The sequence below is a fragment of the Chitinibacter sp. FCG-7 genome, assembly GCF_040047665.1.
Taxonomy (GTDB): Bacteria; Pseudomonadota; Gammaproteobacteria; order Burkholderiales; family Chitinibacteraceae; genus Chitinibacter; species Chitinibacter mangrovi.
Genome location: NZ_CP157355.1, coordinates 1927125 through 1946701, shown reverse-complemented (window position 1 = coordinate 1946701; position 19577 = coordinate 1927125). Strand labels below are relative to the sequence as shown.

At 53.4% G+C, this 19577-nt stretch carries 21 protein-coding genes; 4 read left to right on the top strand and 17 right to left on the bottom strand.

Translation table 11 applies throughout. The features are described from left to right. Positions 1-5 precede the first annotated feature (5 nt). Complete coding sequence (locus ABHF33_RS09240; protein WP_348943693.1) at positions 6-524, top strand: PAS domain-containing protein; 519 nt, start codon at positions 6-8, stop codon at positions 522-524. After that, on the top strand, positions 499-1959 hold the full coding sequence (locus ABHF33_RS09235) for a methyl-accepting chemotaxis protein (protein ID WP_348943692.1): 1461 nt from the start codon (positions 499-501) through the stop codon (positions 1957-1959). Before ABHF33_RS09240 ends, ABHF33_RS09235 begins: the two co-directional genes overlap by 26 nt. 135 nt (positions 1960-2094) lie before the next feature. On the opposite strand, the gene ABHF33_RS09230 is transcribed toward ABHF33_RS09235, so the two are convergent. From ABHF33_RS09230 to glnK, 3 genes are all read right to left on the bottom strand, one after another. Further along, positions 2095-3699, bottom strand: coding sequence for a methyl-accepting chemotaxis protein (locus tag ABHF33_RS09230; protein ID WP_348943691.1), 1605 nt, complete (start codon positions 3697-3699; stop codon positions 2095-2097). 137 nt (positions 3700-3836) lie between these two features. Further along, a complete protein-coding gene (amt, locus tag ABHF33_RS09225; RefSeq protein ID WP_348943690.1) occupies positions 3837-5348 on the bottom strand; it encodes an ammonium transporter in 1512 nt (503 codons plus the stop codon). 26 nt (positions 5349-5374) lie between these two features. After that, positions 5375-5713, bottom strand: coding sequence for a P-II family nitrogen regulator (gene glnK / locus ABHF33_RS09220; RefSeq protein WP_157670427.1), 339 nt, complete (start codon positions 5711-5713; stop codon positions 5375-5377). 250 nt (positions 5714-5963) lie between these two features. On the opposite strand from glnK, the gene ABHF33_RS09215 reads away from it, so the two are divergent. Beyond that, positions 5964-6224, top strand: coding sequence for an accessory factor UbiK family protein (locus ABHF33_RS09215; RefSeq protein ID WP_157670428.1), 261 nt, complete (start codon positions 5964-5966; stop codon positions 6222-6224). 107 nt (positions 6225-6331) lie between these two features. Continuing rightward, the gene (locus ABHF33_RS09210) at positions 6332-6832 is read left to right on the top strand and encodes a GNAT family N-acetyltransferase (RefSeq protein ID WP_348943689.1); all 501 of its coding nucleotides are present in this window, start codon (positions 6332-6334) and stop codon (positions 6830-6832) included. 127 nt (positions 6833-6959) lie between these two features. On the opposite strand, the gene ABHF33_RS09205 is transcribed toward ABHF33_RS09210, so the two are convergent. The 14 genes from ABHF33_RS09205 to ppgK all read right to left on the bottom strand — a co-directional run bounded on the left by ABHF33_RS09205 (position 6960) and on the right by ppgK (position 19516). Then, complete coding sequence (locus ABHF33_RS09205; RefSeq protein ID WP_157670429.1) at positions 6960-7388, bottom strand: F0F1 ATP synthase subunit epsilon; 429 nt, start codon at positions 7386-7388, stop codon at positions 6960-6962. An 11-nt stretch (positions 7389-7399) separates the two neighbouring features. Then, complete coding sequence (gene atpD, locus ABHF33_RS09200) at positions 7400-8779, bottom strand: F0F1 ATP synthase subunit beta (RefSeq protein ID WP_348943688.1); 1380 nt, start codon at positions 8777-8779, stop codon at positions 7400-7402. Between the two features lie 35 nt (positions 8780-8814). Beyond that, on the bottom strand, positions 8815-9693 hold the full coding sequence (gene atpG, locus ABHF33_RS09195; RefSeq protein WP_348943687.1) for a F0F1 ATP synthase subunit gamma: 879 nt from the start codon (positions 9691-9693) through the stop codon (positions 8815-8817). Between the two features lie 28 nt (positions 9694-9721). Next, positions 9722-11263: a F0F1 ATP synthase subunit alpha gene (gene atpA, locus ABHF33_RS09190; RefSeq protein WP_348943686.1), complete on the bottom strand. Its 1542-nt coding sequence runs from the start codon at positions 11261-11263 to the stop codon at positions 9722-9724. A gap of 8 nt (positions 11264-11271) precedes the next feature. Continuing rightward, positions 11272-11808: a F0F1 ATP synthase subunit delta gene (locus ABHF33_RS09185; protein ID WP_348943685.1), complete on the bottom strand. Its 537-nt coding sequence runs from the start codon at positions 11806-11808 to the stop codon at positions 11272-11274. An 8-nt stretch (positions 11809-11816) separates the two neighbouring features. Then, on the bottom strand, positions 11817-12287 hold the full coding sequence (locus tag ABHF33_RS09180; RefSeq protein WP_348943684.1) for a F0F1 ATP synthase subunit B: 471 nt from the start codon (positions 12285-12287) through the stop codon (positions 11817-11819). Between the two features lie 33 nt (positions 12288-12320). Beyond that, the gene (gene atpE, locus ABHF33_RS09175) at positions 12321-12605 is read right to left on the bottom strand and encodes a F0F1 ATP synthase subunit C (RefSeq protein ID WP_157670435.1); all 285 of its coding nucleotides are present in this window, start codon (positions 12603-12605) and stop codon (positions 12321-12323) included. Between the two features lie 97 nt (positions 12606-12702). Then, positions 12703-13500, bottom strand: a complete 798-nt coding sequence (atpB, locus tag ABHF33_RS09170; RefSeq protein ID WP_348943683.1) for a F0F1 ATP synthase subunit A — start codon at positions 13498-13500, stop codon at positions 12703-12705. Positions 13501-13511: 11 nt separating this feature from the next. After that, on the bottom strand, positions 13512-13847 hold the full coding sequence (locus tag ABHF33_RS09165; protein ID WP_348943682.1) for an ATP synthase subunit I: 336 nt from the start codon (positions 13845-13847) through the stop codon (positions 13512-13514). A gap of 216 nt (positions 13848-14063) precedes the next feature. Next, positions 14064-14915 (bottom strand): ParB/RepB/Spo0J family partition protein, encoded by an 852-nt coding sequence (locus ABHF33_RS09160; protein ID WP_348943681.1) that lies wholly within the window; start codon positions 14913-14915, stop codon positions 14064-14066. A gap of 82 nt (positions 14916-14997) precedes the next feature. After that, on the bottom strand, positions 14998-15783 hold the full coding sequence (locus tag ABHF33_RS09155; RefSeq protein ID WP_348943680.1) for a ParA family protein: 786 nt from the start codon (positions 15781-15783) through the stop codon (positions 14998-15000). A gap of 100 nt (positions 15784-15883) precedes the next feature. Then, positions 15884-16534 (bottom strand): 16S rRNA (guanine(527)-N(7))-methyltransferase RsmG, encoded by a 651-nt coding sequence (gene rsmG / locus ABHF33_RS09150; RefSeq protein WP_432803930.1) that lies wholly within the window; start codon positions 16532-16534, stop codon positions 15884-15886. Continuing rightward, on the bottom strand, positions 16531-18444 hold the full coding sequence (mnmG, locus tag ABHF33_RS09145) for a tRNA uridine-5-carboxymethylaminomethyl(34) synthesis enzyme MnmG (protein WP_348943679.1): 1914 nt from the start codon (positions 18442-18444) through the stop codon (positions 16531-16533). Before mnmG ends, rsmG begins: the two co-directional genes overlap by 4 nt. A 304-nt stretch (positions 18445-18748) precedes the next feature. After that, entirely contained in the window at positions 18749-19516 is a 768-nt protein-coding gene (gene ppgK, locus ABHF33_RS09140) for a polyphosphate--glucose phosphotransferase (RefSeq protein WP_348943678.1), read from the bottom strand. Positions 19517-19577: the final 61 nt, after the last annotated feature.

The following is a 19577-nucleotide window of genomic DNA, read 5'->3' as shown; positions in this document are numbered from 1 at the left end:
TCACCATGAAAAACCGCATTACCCCGACGCAACACGAAAAAATCATGCGCGAGAATGATTTTATCGTCTCCAAAACCGACACCAAGGGGCGGATTACCTACGGCAACCGCATCTTTATCGAGTACTCCGGCTATACCGAGCACGAGCTACTGGGCGCACAGCACAATATTATTCGCCACCCCGATATGCCGCGCGGCGTATTCAAATACCTGTGGGACACCATCGCCAGCGGGCAGGAAGTGTTTGCCTACGTGAAGAACATGGCCAAGGACGGCAGCTTTTACTGGGTGTTGGCCAATGTCACGCCAGATTACGATGCACAAGGCAATATCATTGGGTATCTGTCTGTACGCCGCTGCCCAAAACGCTCAGCGGTCGATACCTGCACAGGTTTATACCAGCAAATGCTGGCCGCCGAACAAGCCGCAGGCGCGCGCGACGCCTGCAATGCTTCGCTGGCGCTGCTGAACTCGGTACTGCAACAACAGGGGGTGAGCTATGAAGAATTTGTCCTTTCACTCTAGGGTGACGCTGGTGGTGATTTTCCTGTGCAGCCTGCTGGGGCTGCATTTCCTGCTGTCCTGGTATCTGCATGGATTTAACAGCTGGTCCTTGCTGCTTTTGCTGGCGGGCATCGTTTGCGGCCATCTGTATGTCATGAGATCGCGGACCGATCTGGCGCTGTTGCAGCAGCTGGAGCGCGTGGCCAGCGATGTGGCCGCCGGACAAGTTGGCGGGCGGATTTTGCATATTCCGAATACCGATGAATTTGGCCGCATCAGCTGGGCGATCAACGATATGCTTGATCAACTGGAAGCCTGCTTTCGCGAGCAGCAAACCGCGCTGCAAATGGCCAGCCAGGGGCGTTTTTTCCGCAAGGCGCAGCCTGTGGGTCTGCACGGCGTCTTTCGGGACTCGCTAGATCGCACCAATCAATCGCTGATCGTGCTGGAAAAAAACGCATTACAGGAGCGCCGTAACGGCTTGCTCTCGCAGCTGGGTGAGCTCAACACCCGCAATCTGCTCGCCAATCTGGAAATGACGCAGGGCGATATGGTCGGCATCGCCAGTGCGACCGACGAGCTGGCTGGGCTATCGAGCCAGAATGTGGCCGACGCCGAAGACAGCCGGGCGCAAGTGGTACAGCTGATCAATACGCTGCTGGCCATCATCGGGCATATCGACGACACCAGCGCCGCCGTCGATGGCTTTGGCGCGCTGGCCGCCAAGGTCAGCTCGTCGGTCAATATGATTGCCGATTTATCCGATCAGACCAATCTGCTGGCGCTCAACGCGGCGATTGAAGCGGCGCGCGCTGGCGAGCAGGGGCGCGGCTTTGCGGTAGTTGCCGACGAAGTGCGCAAACTGGCCGAACGCAGCAAGGCGGCATCGAGCGAAATCGGTGCGGTGATGACGGCCTTGCAGGAAAAAGCGGCTAGCATTAGCCGGGTTAGCGGCAGCATGCGCGAAATGGCGCATGAATCAGGCGAGCATGTGAGCGGCATCGAGCAACGTTTCCAGAGCAGCGAGCTGCGCGCCAAACAGGCTTTGCAACGGATTGCCTATGTGCAGGACGTCTGCCACGCCTCGCAGGCCAAGGTGGAAATTCTGTACTTCAAACAGAATGGCTATATCAATATGATGGGCGGCGATCTGGCGCGCAAAGCGCAGCAAACCTTGCAGATGCAGGCCACAGACAGCGTGTTTGGCCGCTGGTACGCCAGCGTGAACGAGCTGCGCGATTACAATCAATACGCTGCTTTCCGTGAATTGGCCATGCCACAGCAGCAGCTCTATCAAACCATGCACCAGATTGTCGCACTGGCCGCACACAATTGGCCGGACGACACCGGCTTGCAACAGCAGATCCAGCGTCAATTTACCAGCGCTGAACATGCCAGCCAGTCGCTGTTTCAATTGCTCGATCAGCTAGTTGAGCAAAAGCATCAGCAGCGCTAGGAATTCACGCCGCAAGCCGGGCAGCATTCAGGCAGCGATATAACTGATGATTCAATCAGACAACAATGGGTATATTGCTACAGGCCATATTAAAAAATGGCTACAGCAATATACCCACCGATAGTTGTATCGCAATTAAACTTTGAATTTGGCCACGGTTTGCGCCAGCTCGCGGGCTTGCTGGCTCAGGGCTTGAGACTGATCGGCGGCCGAGCCGAAAATAGTCAGGTTTTCCTGCGAGCTGCGATCAATTTCATCCAGATGCCGGGTCACCGCGACGCTTTGCTCGCTCTGAACCCCCATCACGCCCAATAGCTCGTCAACCGCATTCACCACATTCTGGCTGCTATCGACAATCAGCGACATGCTGTCTTGGGCCACCTGAGTCTGTTGCAGGCCCTGATCGGCCAAGGCGACATTCTGTGTCATGCCATCGACCACTTGCGCAGTCTGGCCGCGAATATTGCTGATGGCCGAAACAATATCTTGCGTCGCCTGAGTCGTGCGCTCGGCCAGTTTGCGCACTTCATCGGCAACGACGGCAAAACCACGCCCCTGCTCACCGGCTCGCGCCGCCTCAATCGCCGCATTCAGCGCCAGCAAATTGGTCTGGTCGGCAATTTCTCGAATGCTGATGACCAGGCTGGAAATCGACTCGGTTTGATCGCCCAGCTCCTGCACCGCAGACGCCGCTTGGTTAATCCCGCCTGCCAGCACCTGAATGCTGCCAGCCACCGATTTGACCCGCGCAATGCCATCGGAGGCGCGCAATCCAGCCTCGCGCGCCAGATCAATCGCCACATGCGTGCTTGTCGTCATCTGCGCCAGGCCGCTATTGGTCTGAGAAACGCTATCCTGAATGCCGTCCACGGCCTGCCGCATGGTCTGGGCGCGGGCGCGCAAATGTTGCACGCGTTCGGTTTGCCCACCGGCCGATTGCCCCAATTGCTCGGAAACATTGCGGATGGCTTTCACCACCTGCTGCAATTCCTGCTGCATCAGGCTCACGCCTGCCAGCACTGACTCGCGATTCTGATAAGGAATAGGCTGGCTCAAATCACCGGCACCAATTTTGCTCACCAGCTCGCGCAAGGACTGAGGCTCGATTTCGAGTGGCAAATAAATCTGCCGGGCAATCCACCATAAGGCGATACAAACCACCACGCCGACGAGCAGGAACAAAATCAGCATCTGCCGGGTTGAATCATCCAGCACCTGGTCCTGCTGCTGCAAAGCAGTATCGAAAGCTGTCTGCGCCTTGGCGTCCGCCGCTTCGATCAATGTGGCCAGTTTAGTGGCGGCACCGTCGATTTTATCGTCCATCGCAGCAAAAGTAGCTTCATCGGCACGCGCTTCGATCACTTTGGGCAGCTCGACAACGGCGCCCTGCTTGAGCTGGGCAAATTGCGCGGCAATCTCGGCCTTGAGCGCCGGATCGTCCACACCGGCAATCGCTGCTTCAATGCTTTGGCTGAGCTTGTCGGATTCGGCAATCCGTTCTGGATGAACCTTGCCTTCTTCCTTGTCGACAATATTGTCCATAGCAATCAGCGTAATCTCGATCACCTGGCTGCGCAGCTGGCCTAACAGATTGCTTTGATAGGCCAATTGCCCGGCAAGACCAACTTGCCGGGATATATCACGATGGCTAAGCCATGAGTTAGCAGCTAAAGCCAATAAACCGGCGACCACCGTCAAAGCCAGAATCAATAGCCACTGCTTGATTTGAATGTGTTTCATCGCCCTACCTGGCATGGATGCAAAACAGAGCTACCAATCTAGCAAATTACAGCCAGCTTGCCGAAAAAAAAGCCCACCAAGAGGTGGGCTTATCAATTGCACTTGGTTTACAAGTACACAGGAACACTTCAAATCGATTACAGATTGTAGGCTTTCTCGCCATGACTGGTGACGTCCAGACCTTCGCGTTCTTCGTCTTCTTTCACGCGCAGACCGATGGTCATATCAACCAGTTTGTAAGCAATCGCGGCCACGACACCTGACCAAACGATGGTCAACACCACGCCGATAGCTTGAATTTTGACTTGGGTAACAATGCTGTAACCGCTGGCCACGCCATTGGCAACATAATCCCACACGCCAGTACCACCCAGATCCGGGCTGGCAAACACGCCAGTCAGGATCGCACCGAGGATACCGCATACGCCATGTACGCCAAATACGTCGAGCGAGTCATCTGCACCAAGCAGGCGCTTCAGGCCATGCACGCCCCACAAACCGGCCACACCAGCGATCAGACCCATCACCAGACCGCCACCCACACCGACAAAACCCGCAGCAGGGGTAATCACCACCAGACCCGCTACCGCGCCAGACGCCGCGCCGAGCAAGGATGGCTTGCCTTTCAGAATCCACTCGGCAATCAACCAGCTCATCGCCGCTGCCGCTGGGGCAATCCAGGTATTCAGGAAGGCCAGTGCAGCAATACCGTTCGCTTCGAGCGCAGAACCGGCATTGAAACCAAACCAGCCAAACCACAGCAGTGAGGCACCAATCATCGTCATCGTCAGGCTGTGCGGCGTCATTGGGTCACGACCGTAGCCAACGCGTTTGCCAACAAAGTAGGACCCAACCAGACCGGCAATCGCAGCATTGATATGCACGACCGTACCACCGGCAAAGTCCAACGCACCATCTTTGAACAGGTAACCTGCGGTGGCCGTTGCTGCAGCACCGGCTTCAGCCGAAGTGTAGGCATCAGGACCAGCCCAGTACCAAACCATGTGGGCCATTGGAATATACGAGAAGGTAAACCAGATCACGCAGAACACCAGTACAGCGGAGAACTTGATCCGCTCGGCAAATGAGCCAACGATCAGGCCGCAGGTAATGGCCGCAAACGCGCCCTGGAAAACGATGTAGATCATTTCCGAAATGCCGATGCCTTTATTCCAGGTCGCAGCAATTGAATCCGGCGTTACACCTTTGAGCATGATCTTATTGAGCGAGCCAATAAACGCATTGCCTTCGGTAAATGCCAGGCTGTAGCCGTAGACCACCCACAGAATCGAGATCAGGCTGAACACAGTAAAGACCTGCATCAGCACCGACAGCATGTTTTTGCTGCGCACCAGACCGCCATAGAACAGCGCCAGGCCGGGAATCGACATCAGAATCACCAAAGCCGCAGCAATCAGCAACCAGGTGTTGTCACCCTTGTTGATCGTCACTGCTGGCGCTGCCGGCGCAGCTTCTACTGCACTGGCCACCACGGCAGAAGCGGCAACGGGTGCAGAAGCCTCGGCCTTGACTTCACTGGCCACCACCGCTGAGGCCACTTCAACCGTCGAAGCCACTTGCTCGGCAAAGCTCGGGGTGGCGAAAAACATTGCGCCCAGCAGCGCAATAGACCCTAGTATTTTTTTCATTTTGCTTATCTCCAGATGACTCAGACTTAGATGGCCGCTTCGCCGGTTTCGCTGGTGCGGATCCGCACGATATGGGCCAGATCGAAGACAAAAATCTTGCCATCGCCAATCTTGCCGGTATGCGCCGCTTTTTCGATCGCTTCAATCGCCTGGTCGAGCAGCTCGTCGGCAATGGCGATTTCGATTTTTACTTTGGGCAGAAAATCGACAACGTATTCGGCACCGCGATACAGCTCGGTGTGCCCTTTCTGGCGACCAAAGCCTTTCACTTCGGTCACGGTCAGGCCTTGTACGCCAATCTCGGACAAAGCTTCGCGAACTTCATCGAGCTTGAAAGGCTTAATGATTGCGGTAACAAATTTCATGGTTTGCTCCTTGGCTAGGAAATCATTTTTTGACGATGAACTCTTAGCACTAAGCATGCCAATTTATTTATCCAATAAAAATCAGCATGATAGCGCGCACACTGGACAAGTTCGCACTAGTTTGATACAGGCTGATGACGACAAAAAACCTCGCCGCACTTAATTAGTGCACGCATCCAGCGCATTGAAACTAAATGGCATCTGCTAAACTCATAGCTAAGCCACCCCCGACTCACGCAAGGAGCACCGTATGCTGAAAGATAAATTTTTTGATGAAATCGCTGGCAAGATTTCCGATGCCATTGCCGCCAGCCCCGCCAAGGATATGGAAAAAAACGTCCGCGCCATGATGGGAAGCGCGTTTAATAAGCTCGATCTGGTGACGCGCGAAGAATTTGAGATTCAGCAGGAAGTGCTGGCCCGCACTCGCGAGACGGTGACCCAGCTGGAGGCGCGCGTCGCCGATCTGGAAGCGCGCTTGCAAATGAATAATCCGCAAGACGGCATTTGAGCATGTAGTGCGGCTTGGTGAATTACAACAAGCATGATGAAAACCGAGCCTTGCGCTCGGTTTTTTTGTAACATTAAGTAACTTCACACAACAAGAACGAGAAAGCTGTGCTTGCCCATACCCTGCCTGAAACCCGTTTTGCCATTACCCACGCCAGCATTCTGGATCTGGATGATCTGGCACCGCTGTTTAGCGCCTATCGCCAGTTTTATATCGATCATGCCCCGCAGTACGCCAATCACTCGCAAAGTCGCGAAGAAGCACGCTCTTTTCTGGCCGAGCGGTTGGCCGTAGGCGATTCACGTCTGTACCTAGCGCGTGATGCGCAAGGCAAGGCGATTGGATTTGCCCAGGTTTATGTCAGCTTTTCATCTATGGCACTGTGCCGCTGCTGGGTGCTCAATGATCTGTTCGTCTTACCCGACAATCGCGGTCAGCAGATTGGCGAGGCGTTACTGGCGCAAGTTGAACGCGAAGCCAAGGCCACCGGCGTGGCGATTCTGACGATGGAAACCTCACCGGAGAATGTCCCGGCGCATCGCCTGTATCAGAAAATGGGCTATGTCCGCGAGATGGGGCATTTGCACTTTGTGCGCAAACTAGCCTAAGGTAAGGGGTATAGCGCCACAGGACAATCACAGTCTTGCCCACAGCAATATACCCATCAAAATAGCAGCCATAAAAAAACCAGCCCGAGGGCTGGTTTTTTAGTGCAAAACCATCGCAGAACGATGATTAGTGGCCGCGCCGTTTGATCTTGTCGATGACAGCAAGTTTTGCAACTGCTTCGACCAATTCGGCCTGCGCCATGGCAAAATCCATCGTGGAAGCGTGGTTTTTCAACGCTTCCTCGGCCTTGCGCTTGGCTTCCTGCGCTTTGGCTTCATCGATGTCTGCACCACGAATCGCAGTGTCGGCCAATACCGTTACCCCATCCGGCTGAACTTCGAGCATGCCGCCTGAAACAAACAGGATGACATCATCTTCGTTCGAGTTCGCGATCTTGATACGGATCGCGCCCGGGCGAATGCGGGTCAACAGCGGTGCGTGCCGCGGCAAAATACCGATCTCACCCTTGTCGGCAGGCGCTGAAACAAATTCAGCGACACCAGAGTAGATCAGCTCTTCAGCGCTAACTACGTCCACATGCATGGTCATGGCCATTGCTTAACCCCTTATTGCATCGATTTGGCTTTTTCGATCGCTTCTTCGATGCCGCCAACCATGTAGAAGGCCTGCTCTGGGAGGTGATCGTAATCGCCATTCAAGATGCCCTTGAAGCCCTTGAGGGTTTCTTTGAGCGGAACGTACTTGCCTGGAGAACCCGTGAACACTTCGGCCACGTGGAACGGCTGAGACAAGAAACGCTGGATCTTACGCGCACGAGTAACGATCAATTTGTCTTCTGGAGACAACTCGTCCATACCCAGAATCGCGATAATGTCTTGCAATTCTTTGTACTTTTGCAGCGTAGACTGAACACCACGGGCAACCGTGTAGTGCTCTTCACCAACCACTTGTGGGTCCAGCTGACGTGAAGTCGAATCCAGTGGATCTACCGCAGGGTAGATACCCAGAGACGCAATATCACGGCTCAATACCACGGTCGCGTCCAAGTGAGCAAATGTGGTAGCTGGAGACGGGTCAGTCAAGTCATCCGCAGGTACGTATACGGCTTGAATCGATGTAATCGAACCAGTTTTGGTAGAAGTGATACGCTCTTGCAGAGCACCCATCTCTTCAGCCAGTGTTGGCTGGTAACCTACCGCTGAAGGCATACGGCCCAACAGAGCGGATACTTCAGTACCGGCCAGTGTGTAACGGTAGATGTTGTCTACGAAGAACAGGATGTCACGGCCTTCGTCACGGAAGTGTTCCGCAATCGACAGACCCGTCAACGCTACGCGCAAACGGTTGCCTGGAGGCTCATTCATCTGACCGTATACCATCGCCACTTTATCAAGAACGTTAGAGTCCTTCATTTCGTGGTAGAAGTCGTTACCCTCACGAGTACGCTCACCTACACCAGCGAACACAGACAAACCGCTGTGCGCTTTAGCGATGTTATTGATCAATTCCATCATGTTTACGGTTTTGCCTACACCGGCACCACCGAACAGACCAACTTTACCACCCTTGGCGAACGGGCATACCAAGTCAATTACCTTGATACCAGTTTCCAGAAGGTCAATGCTTTGGTTCAACTCATCGAACTTAGGCGCAGTCTGGTGAATAGCGCGAGTTGCCTCAGCGTTCACAGGACCAGCTTCGTCGATTGGGTTACCCAATACATCCATAATACGGCCTAGCGTGGCTTTACCTACCGGCACCGAAATTGGTGCGCCAGTGTTGTTTACGCTAGTACCACGTTTAATACCATCGGTAGTACCCATGGCAATGGCGCGCACTACGCCGTCGCCGAGCTGCTGCTGAACTTCCAGCGTCAGATCGATGTCGACCAGTTTGAGCGCGTCATACACCTTGGGCAGGTTGTCGCGTGGAAATTGCACGTCAACAACTGGTCCAATGATTTGTACGATTTTACCTTGGCTCATCGTTTTTCCTAATCCAGTTAATCCGTCAGGGCCCATTAAACTGCTGCTGCACCAGATACGATTTCCGAAAGTTCTTTCGTAATCGCAGCTTGACGCGTTTTGTTGTACAGCAGTTGCAGGGAGCCGATCACCTTGTCAGCGTTATCGGTTGCGGCCTTCATTGCGACCATACGAGCTGCATTTTCAGATGCCATGTTTTCCGCTACGGACTGGTAAACCAGTGCCTCGATATAACGGTTCATCAAGTCATCAATCACAGTTTTCGCATCTGGCTCATACAGGTATTCCCAGTTATGAGTACGCGCAGGCTTGGTAGCCGGCTCAAATGTTTCGCTCGCAAGTGGCAACAATTGCTCTAGCACTGGCTCTTGTTTCATCGTATTAACGAAACGGGTGTAAGCGATATGAACTTCATCCACTTCACCAGCGATATAAGCATCGATCATTACTTTGATCGGGCCAATCAGCTGTTCCAGGTGCGGGGTATCACCCAAACCTACGACCGAAGAAATAACCTTCGCGCCGTTTCGGTTCATAAACCCGTAACCTTTATTGCCGATTGCAGTTACAACCGTCTCAACGCCTTTTTGATGCCAGTCTTTCACATTATTGAAAGCCAGACGCAGCGAGTTGGTATTCAAACCACCACACAAGCCTTTGTCCGAGGTCACCATAATCAGGCCAACCCGTTTGACGGTTTCGCGCTTTTGGAGATATGGGTGCTGATAGTCGACAAGAGCCTGGCTCAGGTGAGCGGCCACATTACGGATTTTTTCACCGTAAGGGCGGGCCGCTTTCATACGTTCCTGAGCCTTGCGCATTTTCGACGTGGCAACCATTTCCATGGCGCGGGTGATCTTCTGCGTGTTTTTTACGCTTTTGATCTTGGTACGAATCTCTTTACCGCCTGCCATGATCTGATCCTTTTATCTACGTCTCAAATCAGTAAGCAGCGCCGGCCTTGAAGGATTCCACAGCTTTCAGGATTGAAGCTTCATCATCAGAAGAAAGTTCGCCTTTCTCATCGATGCGCGCCAATACATCAGCGTGGTTTGCCTTGAGGTGGCTCAGGAAAGCAGCTTCGAATGCCAGAGCACGGTCAACTGCAACATCAGCAAATACGCCTTTGTTGATCAGCAACAGGGTCACGCCCAGTTCGCCAACTTTCAGTGGGCTGTACTGAGCTTGTTTCATCAACTCAGTAACCAGCTTACCGTTTTCCAACTGTTTACGAGTCGCTTCGTCCAAGTCAGACGCGAACTGGGCAAATGCCGCCAATTCACGGTACTGAGCCAGAGCCAGACGTACACCGCCACCCAGTTTCTTGATGACTTTAGTCTGCGCAGCGCCACCTACACGTGATACCGAAATACCCGCGTTCATCGCTGGGCGAATACCCGCGTTGAACAAGTCAGTTTCCAAGAAGATCTGACCGTCAGTAATCGAAATTACGTTAGTTGGTACGAATGCAGATACGTCACCTGCTTGGGTTTCAATGATAGGCAATGCAGTCAAAGAACCGGTTTTGCCTTTCACTTCGCCGTTAGTCAATTTCTCAACTTCATCAGCGTTGATACGCGCAGCGCGCTCGAGCAGACGTGAGTGGAGATAGAATACGTCGCCAGGGAAGGCTTCACGACCTGGTGGACGACGCAACAGCAACGAGATCTGACGGTAAGCAACTGCTTGCTTAGACAAATCATCGTAAACGATCAATGCATCTTCACCGCGATCGCGGAAGAATTCACCCATCGTGCAACCAGAGTATGCAGCGATGTATTGCAGTGCAGCTGATTCAGAAGCGGCAGCAGCAACGACGATGGTATGAGCCAAAGCGCCGTGCTCTTCCAGTTTGCGAACCACGTTCGCAATAGAAGATGCTTTCTGGCCAATCGCAACGTAGATACACGTTACGCCAGTGCCTTTCTGATTGATGATCGCGTCCAGTGCAACGGCAGTTTTACCGGTTTGACGGTCACCAATGATCAACTCACGCTGACCACGACCTACTGGCACCATGGTATCGATTGATTTGATACCGGTTTGCAGTGGTTGTGATACAGATTGACGGGCGATAACGCCTGGTGCAATTTTTTCGATCGGAGCTGACAGTGTAGTACCCAATGGGCCTTTACCGTCGATAGGCTGACCCAATGCGTTTACTACGCGGCCAACCAACTCACGACCGACTGGAACTTCCAGAATGCGGCCAGTACATTTAACCTCATCGCCTTCAGCGATGTGTTTGTAGTCACCCAGAATTACGGCACCTACGGAATCACGCTCCAGATTGAGCGCCAAGCCGAAGGTATTACCCGGGAATTCCAGCATCTCGCCTTGCATAACTTCAGACAGGCCGTGCACGCGCACGATACCGTCAGTTACCGACACAACAGTACCAGTCGTGCTGGCCTGTGCGCCTTGCGGCAGATTCTGGATCCGAGCTTTAATCAGTTCACTGATTTCGGACGGATTAAGTTGCATGATTTCTCCTAACTCTTCAGGCTCGTTGCAAGCGCAGTTAATTTGCCACGTACTGAGGCATCAATAACCAGATCACCGATAGTTACTTTCACACCACCGATCAGATCGGGGTTCACGCTAACATCGGCTGTGATCTTGCGTTTGAGTTGCTGATTGAGCGTAGCCGTCAGTTCGGCCAGTTGGGCATCAGTCACAGCAAAAGCAGACTCGATATGCGCTTGCGCTACACCTTCGTCTGCCGCTTTCAGTTCTTCGAATAAAGCCGCTACGGCCGGAAGGGCCGTAAAGCGACTGTTTTCAATCACTGTTGCCAGGAAGTTTTTAACCTCTGCGTTAGCATCAACGCCCAGGAGCCCGACCAACAGCTCCTGAACCTGAGTAGCAGAACACTTTGGATTAGCCACTACGTCAAGGGCATCCTTGCTACCTGCGATAGTCGCAAGGTTGGCAAGTACGTCCGACCACAGAGGCAAGGTATTGCTCTCTTTGGCCAAGCGGAATACCGCTTCAGCGTAGGGTCTAGCGACGGTTATAAGTTCTGCCATGACTGTTCTTACAATTCCGCTTTGATAGATGACAGCATATCAGCATGCTTGGCAGCGTCGACTTCGCGCTGCAGAATCTTCTCGGCACCAGCTACAGCCAAAGTGGCCACTTGCTGACGGAGCGTTTCTTTTGCATGTTGAATTTGCTGCTCGATTTCACCTTGAGCGCCAGCGATCAGGCGTTCGCCTTCAACTTTGGCATGGCTCTTGGCTTCATCGACGAGTTGTGCAGCGCGCTTTTCCGCTTGAGCAATGATCTCGGCTGCCTGTTGCTTAGCTTCACGCAGTTTGTCTGCCGATTTTTTCTCAGCATTTTCAAGATCTTGCTTTGCACGGTCAGCCGCAGCCAAGCCATCAGCGATGCGCTTGGCGCGCTCATCCATCATCTTGGTCAGCGGAGGCCAAACAAACTTCATCGTGAACCAGATCAGGATCGCGAAAGTGATCATCTGACCTATGAGAGACGAATTAAATTCCACGCTGAATGTCCTCCTTAAAGGCTGATCAAATGATTACTGAGCAGCAGCAGTCAGGGCAGCAAGGAATGGGTTGTTGAAGGTGTAAAGCATCGCAACACCAACGCCGATCATAGAGATCGCGTCCAACAGACCAGCGATAATGAACAGTTTAGTTTGCAAAACTGGGATCATTTCTGGTTGACGAGCAGAAGACTCGAGGAATTTACCGCCGAGGATTGCGAAACCGAGAGCGGTACCGATCGCAGCCAGACCAATGATGATCGCAGCAGCGATTACAGTCATACCTTGTACGGAAGCAATTACTTCAGGTGTTGCCATTTTTGATACTCCTAAGGGTTAAATCAAATTTACTAGGTTGGGTAAAACTGTGTCCGACGCCGTGCACCCAACCGACACACGCCAACGGACAGAAATCTTAGTGGTCTTCTACAGCCAGGCTCAGGTAAACGATGGTCAGCATCATGAATACAAAGGCTTGCAGCGTTACAACCAGAATGTGGAAGATCGCCCAAGGCGCGCCCAGCACCCAGTTGATCCACCATGGCAGCAAGGCGATCAAGATGAAGATCAACTCGCCCGCATACATATTACCGAACAGACGCAGAGCCAGAGAGATTGGTTTAGCGGCCAATTCGATCAGCTGGAAAGCAAAGTTCACTGGCATCAGGATGATAGTCATAACCAAGCCATCAGCGTGGAATGGTGCGGTGAACAATTCTTTGATCCAGCCAAACAGACCTTTGGCAGAAATCGAGAAGCCAATGATCAGCAACATCACAGTCAAAGACATTGCAAAAGTCTGGTTCACGTCAGCAGTCGGTACAACGCGTAGGTAAACGTGGTGAGGGTCAGCACCAAAGAAGGTGTAGCCAACCCATTGCGCCGCCATCGGCAGCAAGTCAACGGGCAAGAAGTCCATTGAGTTCATCAGGAACACCCAGCAGAAAATCGTCAGGCTCAATGGGCCGATCACTTTTGATTTTGCGTGGAAAGCATCCTTGATCTGGTTGTCGACCATTTCAACAATCAGCTCAACAAAGTTTTGCAAACGACCTGGCACGCCAGCGGTAGCCTTGTTGGCGACATAAGCAAAAACGCCGACAAACAACAAACCCAAAATCAGCGCAACCCAGAAGGTATCCAAATGGATGCCACTGGCCGATTTGGCAAAGGTCAAATGGTGCTGGATATAACTAGTTGCATCTTGTGCCATGATTTCTTTTATTACCGTCTGTTAATTAAAAGCCCAAACCAGTAGGCACTAGCCGCTGCCAGGTATCCTGCGAACACCCACAGCCATGCTGCCTGCCGATACAAAACAAATAACGCTGCAAAGCTGAGCAACGTTACACAAAGCTTGGCCATTTCGGCAGCAAAGTGGCGGCGCATGATTTCGGCTGGCGGCGCAAATTTCACGCTAAACGCGATCATTGCGTACAACACGCTACCCAAAATGGCGATTAATCCACCCAAACCACTTGCAATTGCTGCTTTTTGACCCAAAATCAGTAAGAGCGCTACAGCGAGTACCACGGTGATCGCTAGCTGCAAGCGAATCACGCCCCGAATCTGTGCTGTCTTGACCATCGTCCCACCGTAAGTGAAACCCCGCGATTATACGGAGTAGATTTGCCCTACGTCAATTTTACACATTGACTTAGCGGCATTTATTTTTCAAATGATGCCAGACGGGTAAAGAGAAAAGCCTTTCTTTTTAAACGAGTAATCATCAATTCAGAATTGTCGCCACTTTTTGGTGCAAGCGGCGCACCAGATTTACATCCGTGCCAACAAGGCGTCCAGCTGGGCTTCGTTTTCGTACTCGATGGTAATTTTGCCCTGACCCTGTTTGCCCGTCACAATCCGTACCTTGGTCCCCAATCGAGCTGAAAGGTTCTCCTGACGCGCAATAATTTGCGGATCGGCTGGCAACGCCGGTTTTTGCTGTGGCTCGGCCTGCATTTTTTTCACCAGCGCCTCGACTTCGCGCACCGACAGACCTTTGAGCACGACATGCCTAGCAGCTTCCAGCTGACGATCTTCGTTCAACGGTAGCAAGGCACGTGCGTGCCCCATATCCAGCTGCCCGGCCAGCAACATCTCGCGCACCGCAGGCACCAGATTCAATAAGCGCAGCAAATTGGCCACCGCGGAGCGGGATTTACCCAAAGCCTGCGCCGCCGCTTCCTGCGTCAGGCCAAACTCGTCAACCAGACGCTGAATGCCGATGGCTTCTTCGAGTGGATTCAGATTTTCGCGCTGGATATTCTCGATCAAGGCCATCGCCAGCGCGGCTTCGTCAGCAATCTCGCGTACCAGCGCCGGGATTTCGCTCAAGCCAGCCAGCTGCGCCGCACGCCAGCGGCGCTCGCCGGCGATGATTTCATAGCGCTCAGTCGCAGACTGATTGTCCGCAATCGCCCGCACCAATATCGGCTGCATCAGGCCTTGCGCACGAATCGACGCCGCCAGCTCTTGCAATGCGTCTTCGTCCATCAACGAACGGGGCTGGTACTTACCTGGCTGCAGCTGCTCAACAGCCAGCGTTTTAAGCTCGTCGCTGGCCGATGGCTCGCCCATCAAGGCGTCAAGACCACGCCCCAGACCTTTGAATTTTTTACTGACCATTGCCATTCCAACACTTATTTATTGGGGTATCTATCGCAAAGCCAAGCTGGCCATGCTTTTGCAGGCATTACCTCTGCATCTGTTACATCACGGGCATGGCTTCTTGCACGCCATGCCGCGCCAGCAACTCTTCGGCCAGCGCCAGATACGCTTGCGCGCCTTTGGATGATTTGTCGTAAGCCAAAATCGGCCGTCCGTAACTTGGCGCTTCGGCCAGCCGTACATTGCGCGGAATCACCGTGTGATACAGCTTGCTAGTGAAGTGCTTCACCAGTTGATCGGATACCTGCTGTGCCAGCGTCGAGCGCGGGTCAAACATCGTGCGCAGCAAGCCTTCGATTTCAATTTTACGATTTAGATTTTGCTTGATACGCTTGAGCGTATTGACCAGATCAGACAAGCCTTCGAGCGCGTAATATTCGCACTGCATCGGAATCATCACCGCATCCGCAGCGACCAAGCCATTCAGTGTCAACAGGTTCAGCGCGGGCGGGCAATCGAGAATGACAAAATCATACTGCCCCGCCACCTGCGCCAACGCGCTTTTCAGCCGCGTTTCACGCGCCTCGGCGTCGACCAGCTCAACCTCGGCACCGGCCAGATCGCGGCTGGCGGGCAAGACATCAAAGCCGCCAGACTCGGAGCGTTTCACCGTTGCCGCCATCTCGGATTCGCCAATCAGCAGCGAGTACACCGAATGGCGCAATTTGGTTTTATCGATGCCCGAGCCCATCGTGGCATTGGCCTGCGGATCGAGATCAACCAGCAGCACCTGCTTGCCCAAGTGGGCAAGACTGGCGGCCAGATTGACGGCGGTAGTGGTTTTACCAACGCCCCCTTTTTGATTCGCAATCGCCAATATTTTCATTCATCCACTCTCTGTGCTCAGACCTTCACCGATTCGCTAGTTTACTCGGACAATACGGCTTTTTGCTGACCAATTGATGCGCTGCACCGATTCACCGTACTTAAACCCGCTTGCGGATATGCACCAGATGCCGCTCGGCATCGAGGCCCGGCACGTGCAGGGCATCAATATGATCGACGTATACGTTGGCAGGCAAGCCTGCAGCTTCCTCCTGAGGATATACCCCCTTGAGGGCTGCCCATTCGCCCCCATCGACCAGCAAATGCTCGGTCCAGCGAATAAAGTCGCTCAAGTCGGCAAATGCGCGCGAGGTAATCACGTCAAACGGCGTATCGGCCTGCACGGCCTCGACTCGCCCCGTCACAATCTGGACATTGGGCAAAGCCAGCTCCAGCACGGCCTGACGTAAAAAGGTGGTTTTTTTATGATTGGAATCGAGCAAAGTCAGCTGCCAATCCGGGCGGGCAATCGCAAATGGAATGCCCGGCGTGCCAAAGCCCGAACCGACATCCACCATACGCAGCGACGTTGCAGGCAAAAATTTGAGCGGCGCGAGCGAGTCGAGCAAGTGATGCGTCACCATACGTTCGGGTTCGCGAATTGCCGTCAGGCTGTAGGTTTTATTCCATTTTTGCAGCAAGGCCACGTAGGCCAGCAATTTGCCCTGCTGCGCAACATCGAGCGGCAAATCCATTGCCGCCAAGCCTTGCGCCAGCATCGCCGCCAAATGGCCGTTCATTGTGTCACTCATTGCACATCCTTTACTGCCGACTCATCGGCAGCTGCGGCCATCCGGCTTTTCTTGATGTACACCACCAACAGCGCAATCGCCGCTGGCGTCACACCCGAGATCCGCGAGGCAATGCCCAGCGTTTGCGGACGCTGCGTGCTCAATTTTTGCTGAATTTCTTTCGATAAACCCGGCACCTGGGTGAAATCGAAATCATCCGGCAAGGCCACGTCTTCCAGCGTATCGCGCTTGGCGACTTCGCCTTGCTGGCGCTCGATATAGCCTTGGTATTTGACTTGAATTTCGATTTGCTCGGCGACTTTTTCGTCCGACACGCCCGGGCCTGCGACTTCCAAGCTCATCAAGCTCTCGTAGGTCACTTCAGGGCGGCGCAATAAATCGGCCAAGGTGTATTCGCGCTCAATCGCTTTGCCGAGCACACGCTCGGCCTCGGCTGCCGCCAAAATGCGTGGGTTCACCCACGTTGATTTCAGGCGCTCGAATTCTTTCGCAATCGATTCACGTTTCTCGCTAAATAGCTGCCATTGTTCGTCCCCCACCAAACCAAGGCGGCGGCCGTGCTCGGTCAAACGTAAATCGGCGTTGTCTTCGCGCAGCTGCAAGCGGAACTCAGCGCGGCTGGTGAACATACGGTATGGCTCGGTAACGCCCTTGGTGATTAGGTCATCGACCAATACCCCCAGATAGGCCTCGTCACGACCCGGACACCACGGCGCTTCGTCGCGCGCGTATAGCGCGGCATTCAAGCCAGCGAACAAGCCTTGCGCTGCGGCTTCTTCATAACCCGTTGTGCCGTTGATTTGACCGGCAAAATACAGGCCCTTAATCGCTTTACTCTCGAAACTATTTTGCAGCGCACGCGGGTCGAAATAATCGTACTCGATCGCATAGCCAGGTCTTAAAATTCGAGCACTCTCCAGCCCTTCGATTGATTGCAAAGCGGCGAGCTGAATATCAAACGGCAGGCTGGTTGAAATGCCGTTTGGATAAAATTCGTTGGTATCGAGGCCTTCGGGTTCGAGGAAAATCTGATGGCTATCTTTATCGGCAAAACGGTTGATTTTGTCTTCGATACTCGGGCAGTAACGCGGGCCAACGCCTTCGATTTTGCCGGTAAACATTGGGCTGCGATCAAAGCCGCTGCGGATAATATCGTGCGTTTTCAGGTTGGTATGCGCGATCCAGCATGGTAATTGTTTCGGGTGCATCTCGCGCGAGCCGCGCAGTGAAAACACTGGCTCTGGCGTGTCGCCCGGTTGAATGCCGAGTATGTCAAAATTAATCGTGCGACCGTCAATGCGTGGCGGCGTACCCGTTTTCAGGCGGCCAACCGGCAATTGCAATTCTCGCAATTTTTGCGACAAGGTAATCGACGCCGGATCGCCAGCGCGACCGCCGACGTGATTTTCTAGGCCAACGTGGATTTTGCCGCCAAGGAAAGTACCAGCCGTGAGCACCACGGCGCTGGCGCGAAACTCGATGCCGATTTGCGTGACCGCGCCGACGACTTTATCGCCATCCAGAATCAAATCATCCACCGCTTGCTGGAATAGATCGAGATTCGGCTGATTTTCCAGCATATGACGAATCGCGGCTTTGTAGCGAACGCGGTCGGCCTGGGCACGGGTGGCGCGTACTGCCGGGCCTTTACTGGAATTGAGTGTTTTGAATTGGATGCCGGACATATCAGTTGCCAGCGCCATCGCACCACCGAGCGCGTCGACTTCCTTGACCAGATGGCCTTTACCAATACCGCCGATGGAAGGATTGCAACTCATCTGTCCCAACGTCTCGATATTGTGCGTGAGCAGCAAGGTTTTACGGCCCATGCGCGCGCTGGCCAGCGCCGCTTCGGTGCCAGCATGGCCGCCACCAACAACAATCACATCATAACGATCAGGGTAAAGCATGGCACAGGGCCCCAAACAGCGGTAAAGGGGCAATATTCTACGCCAAAACAGTCACTTGGGTAAGCACGATTGTCGCCTCCTGAACCAGCAAAAAAGCCATGCCCATGGCATTTCAGTCTGTTATCAAAAGCTGGGAGCGGTAGCGATGCTGCATTTGCGGATTAAATAAGAAAATTGATCACCAATTCAAAGTCTTAATGGGCCTGCAGCACGATATAAGACAAATAAAAACCCCGGCAGAAGCCGGGGTCGGGGTATATCTCTGGGGGACTTATAGCAATTAAGCTTGAGGGCAATACCCCTGTTAAACCTTAAACTGCTTGGCCGCTTCCAGCGCCGCACCAACAATCCCGGCTTCATTTTTCAAGGTGGCGGCAACCAGCTCAAAGCGCAGGTTTTTCATCTCGGGGATGAATTTATCAGCTTTTTTGCTCACACCGCCGCCAATAATGACCAGATCTGGCGAGAACAGCAGCTGCAAGTGCTCAAGGTAGGCGTTCAAGCGCGGGTTGTAATCTTTCCAGCTGAGCTCTTTGTCTTCCTTGACCTTGGCAGAGCAATATTTCTCGGCAATCATATCTTTCGGGAAAATCAGGTGGCCAAACTCGGTATTGGTAATCAGCTTGCCATCCACAATCAGCGCGCTACCAATACCCGTGCCCAGCGTGATCACGATAATCTTGCCGCCACGGCCTTTGGCCGCACCAAAAGCCACTTCCGCCGCGCCCGCCGCATCGGCGTCATTGAGCACGATTAAAGGCAAACCCGTTGCTGCTGACAGGATATTTTGCGCGGGCGCATTAATCCAGCTTTGATCCACATTGGCGGCCGACAGGGTGACGCCATTATGCACAATGGCCGGGAAAGTACAGCCAATCGGGCCGCGCCATTGGAAATGGTCAACAATCTGCTTGACCACTTTACCCACGGCTTCGGGCGTCGCGGGCTGCGGCGTTTCAATACGGTGACGCTCGGCGACCAGCTCGCCGGTTTCAACATTCACTGGCGCACCCTTGATCCCGGTGCCGCCGATATCAATTCCCAAAACAATTCGTGGCGTTGCTGTAGTCATCGTCTTTTTCATCAAAGAAAGTGGGCTTAGTGTGCCATTCAAAATAAAGGCCACCAACACG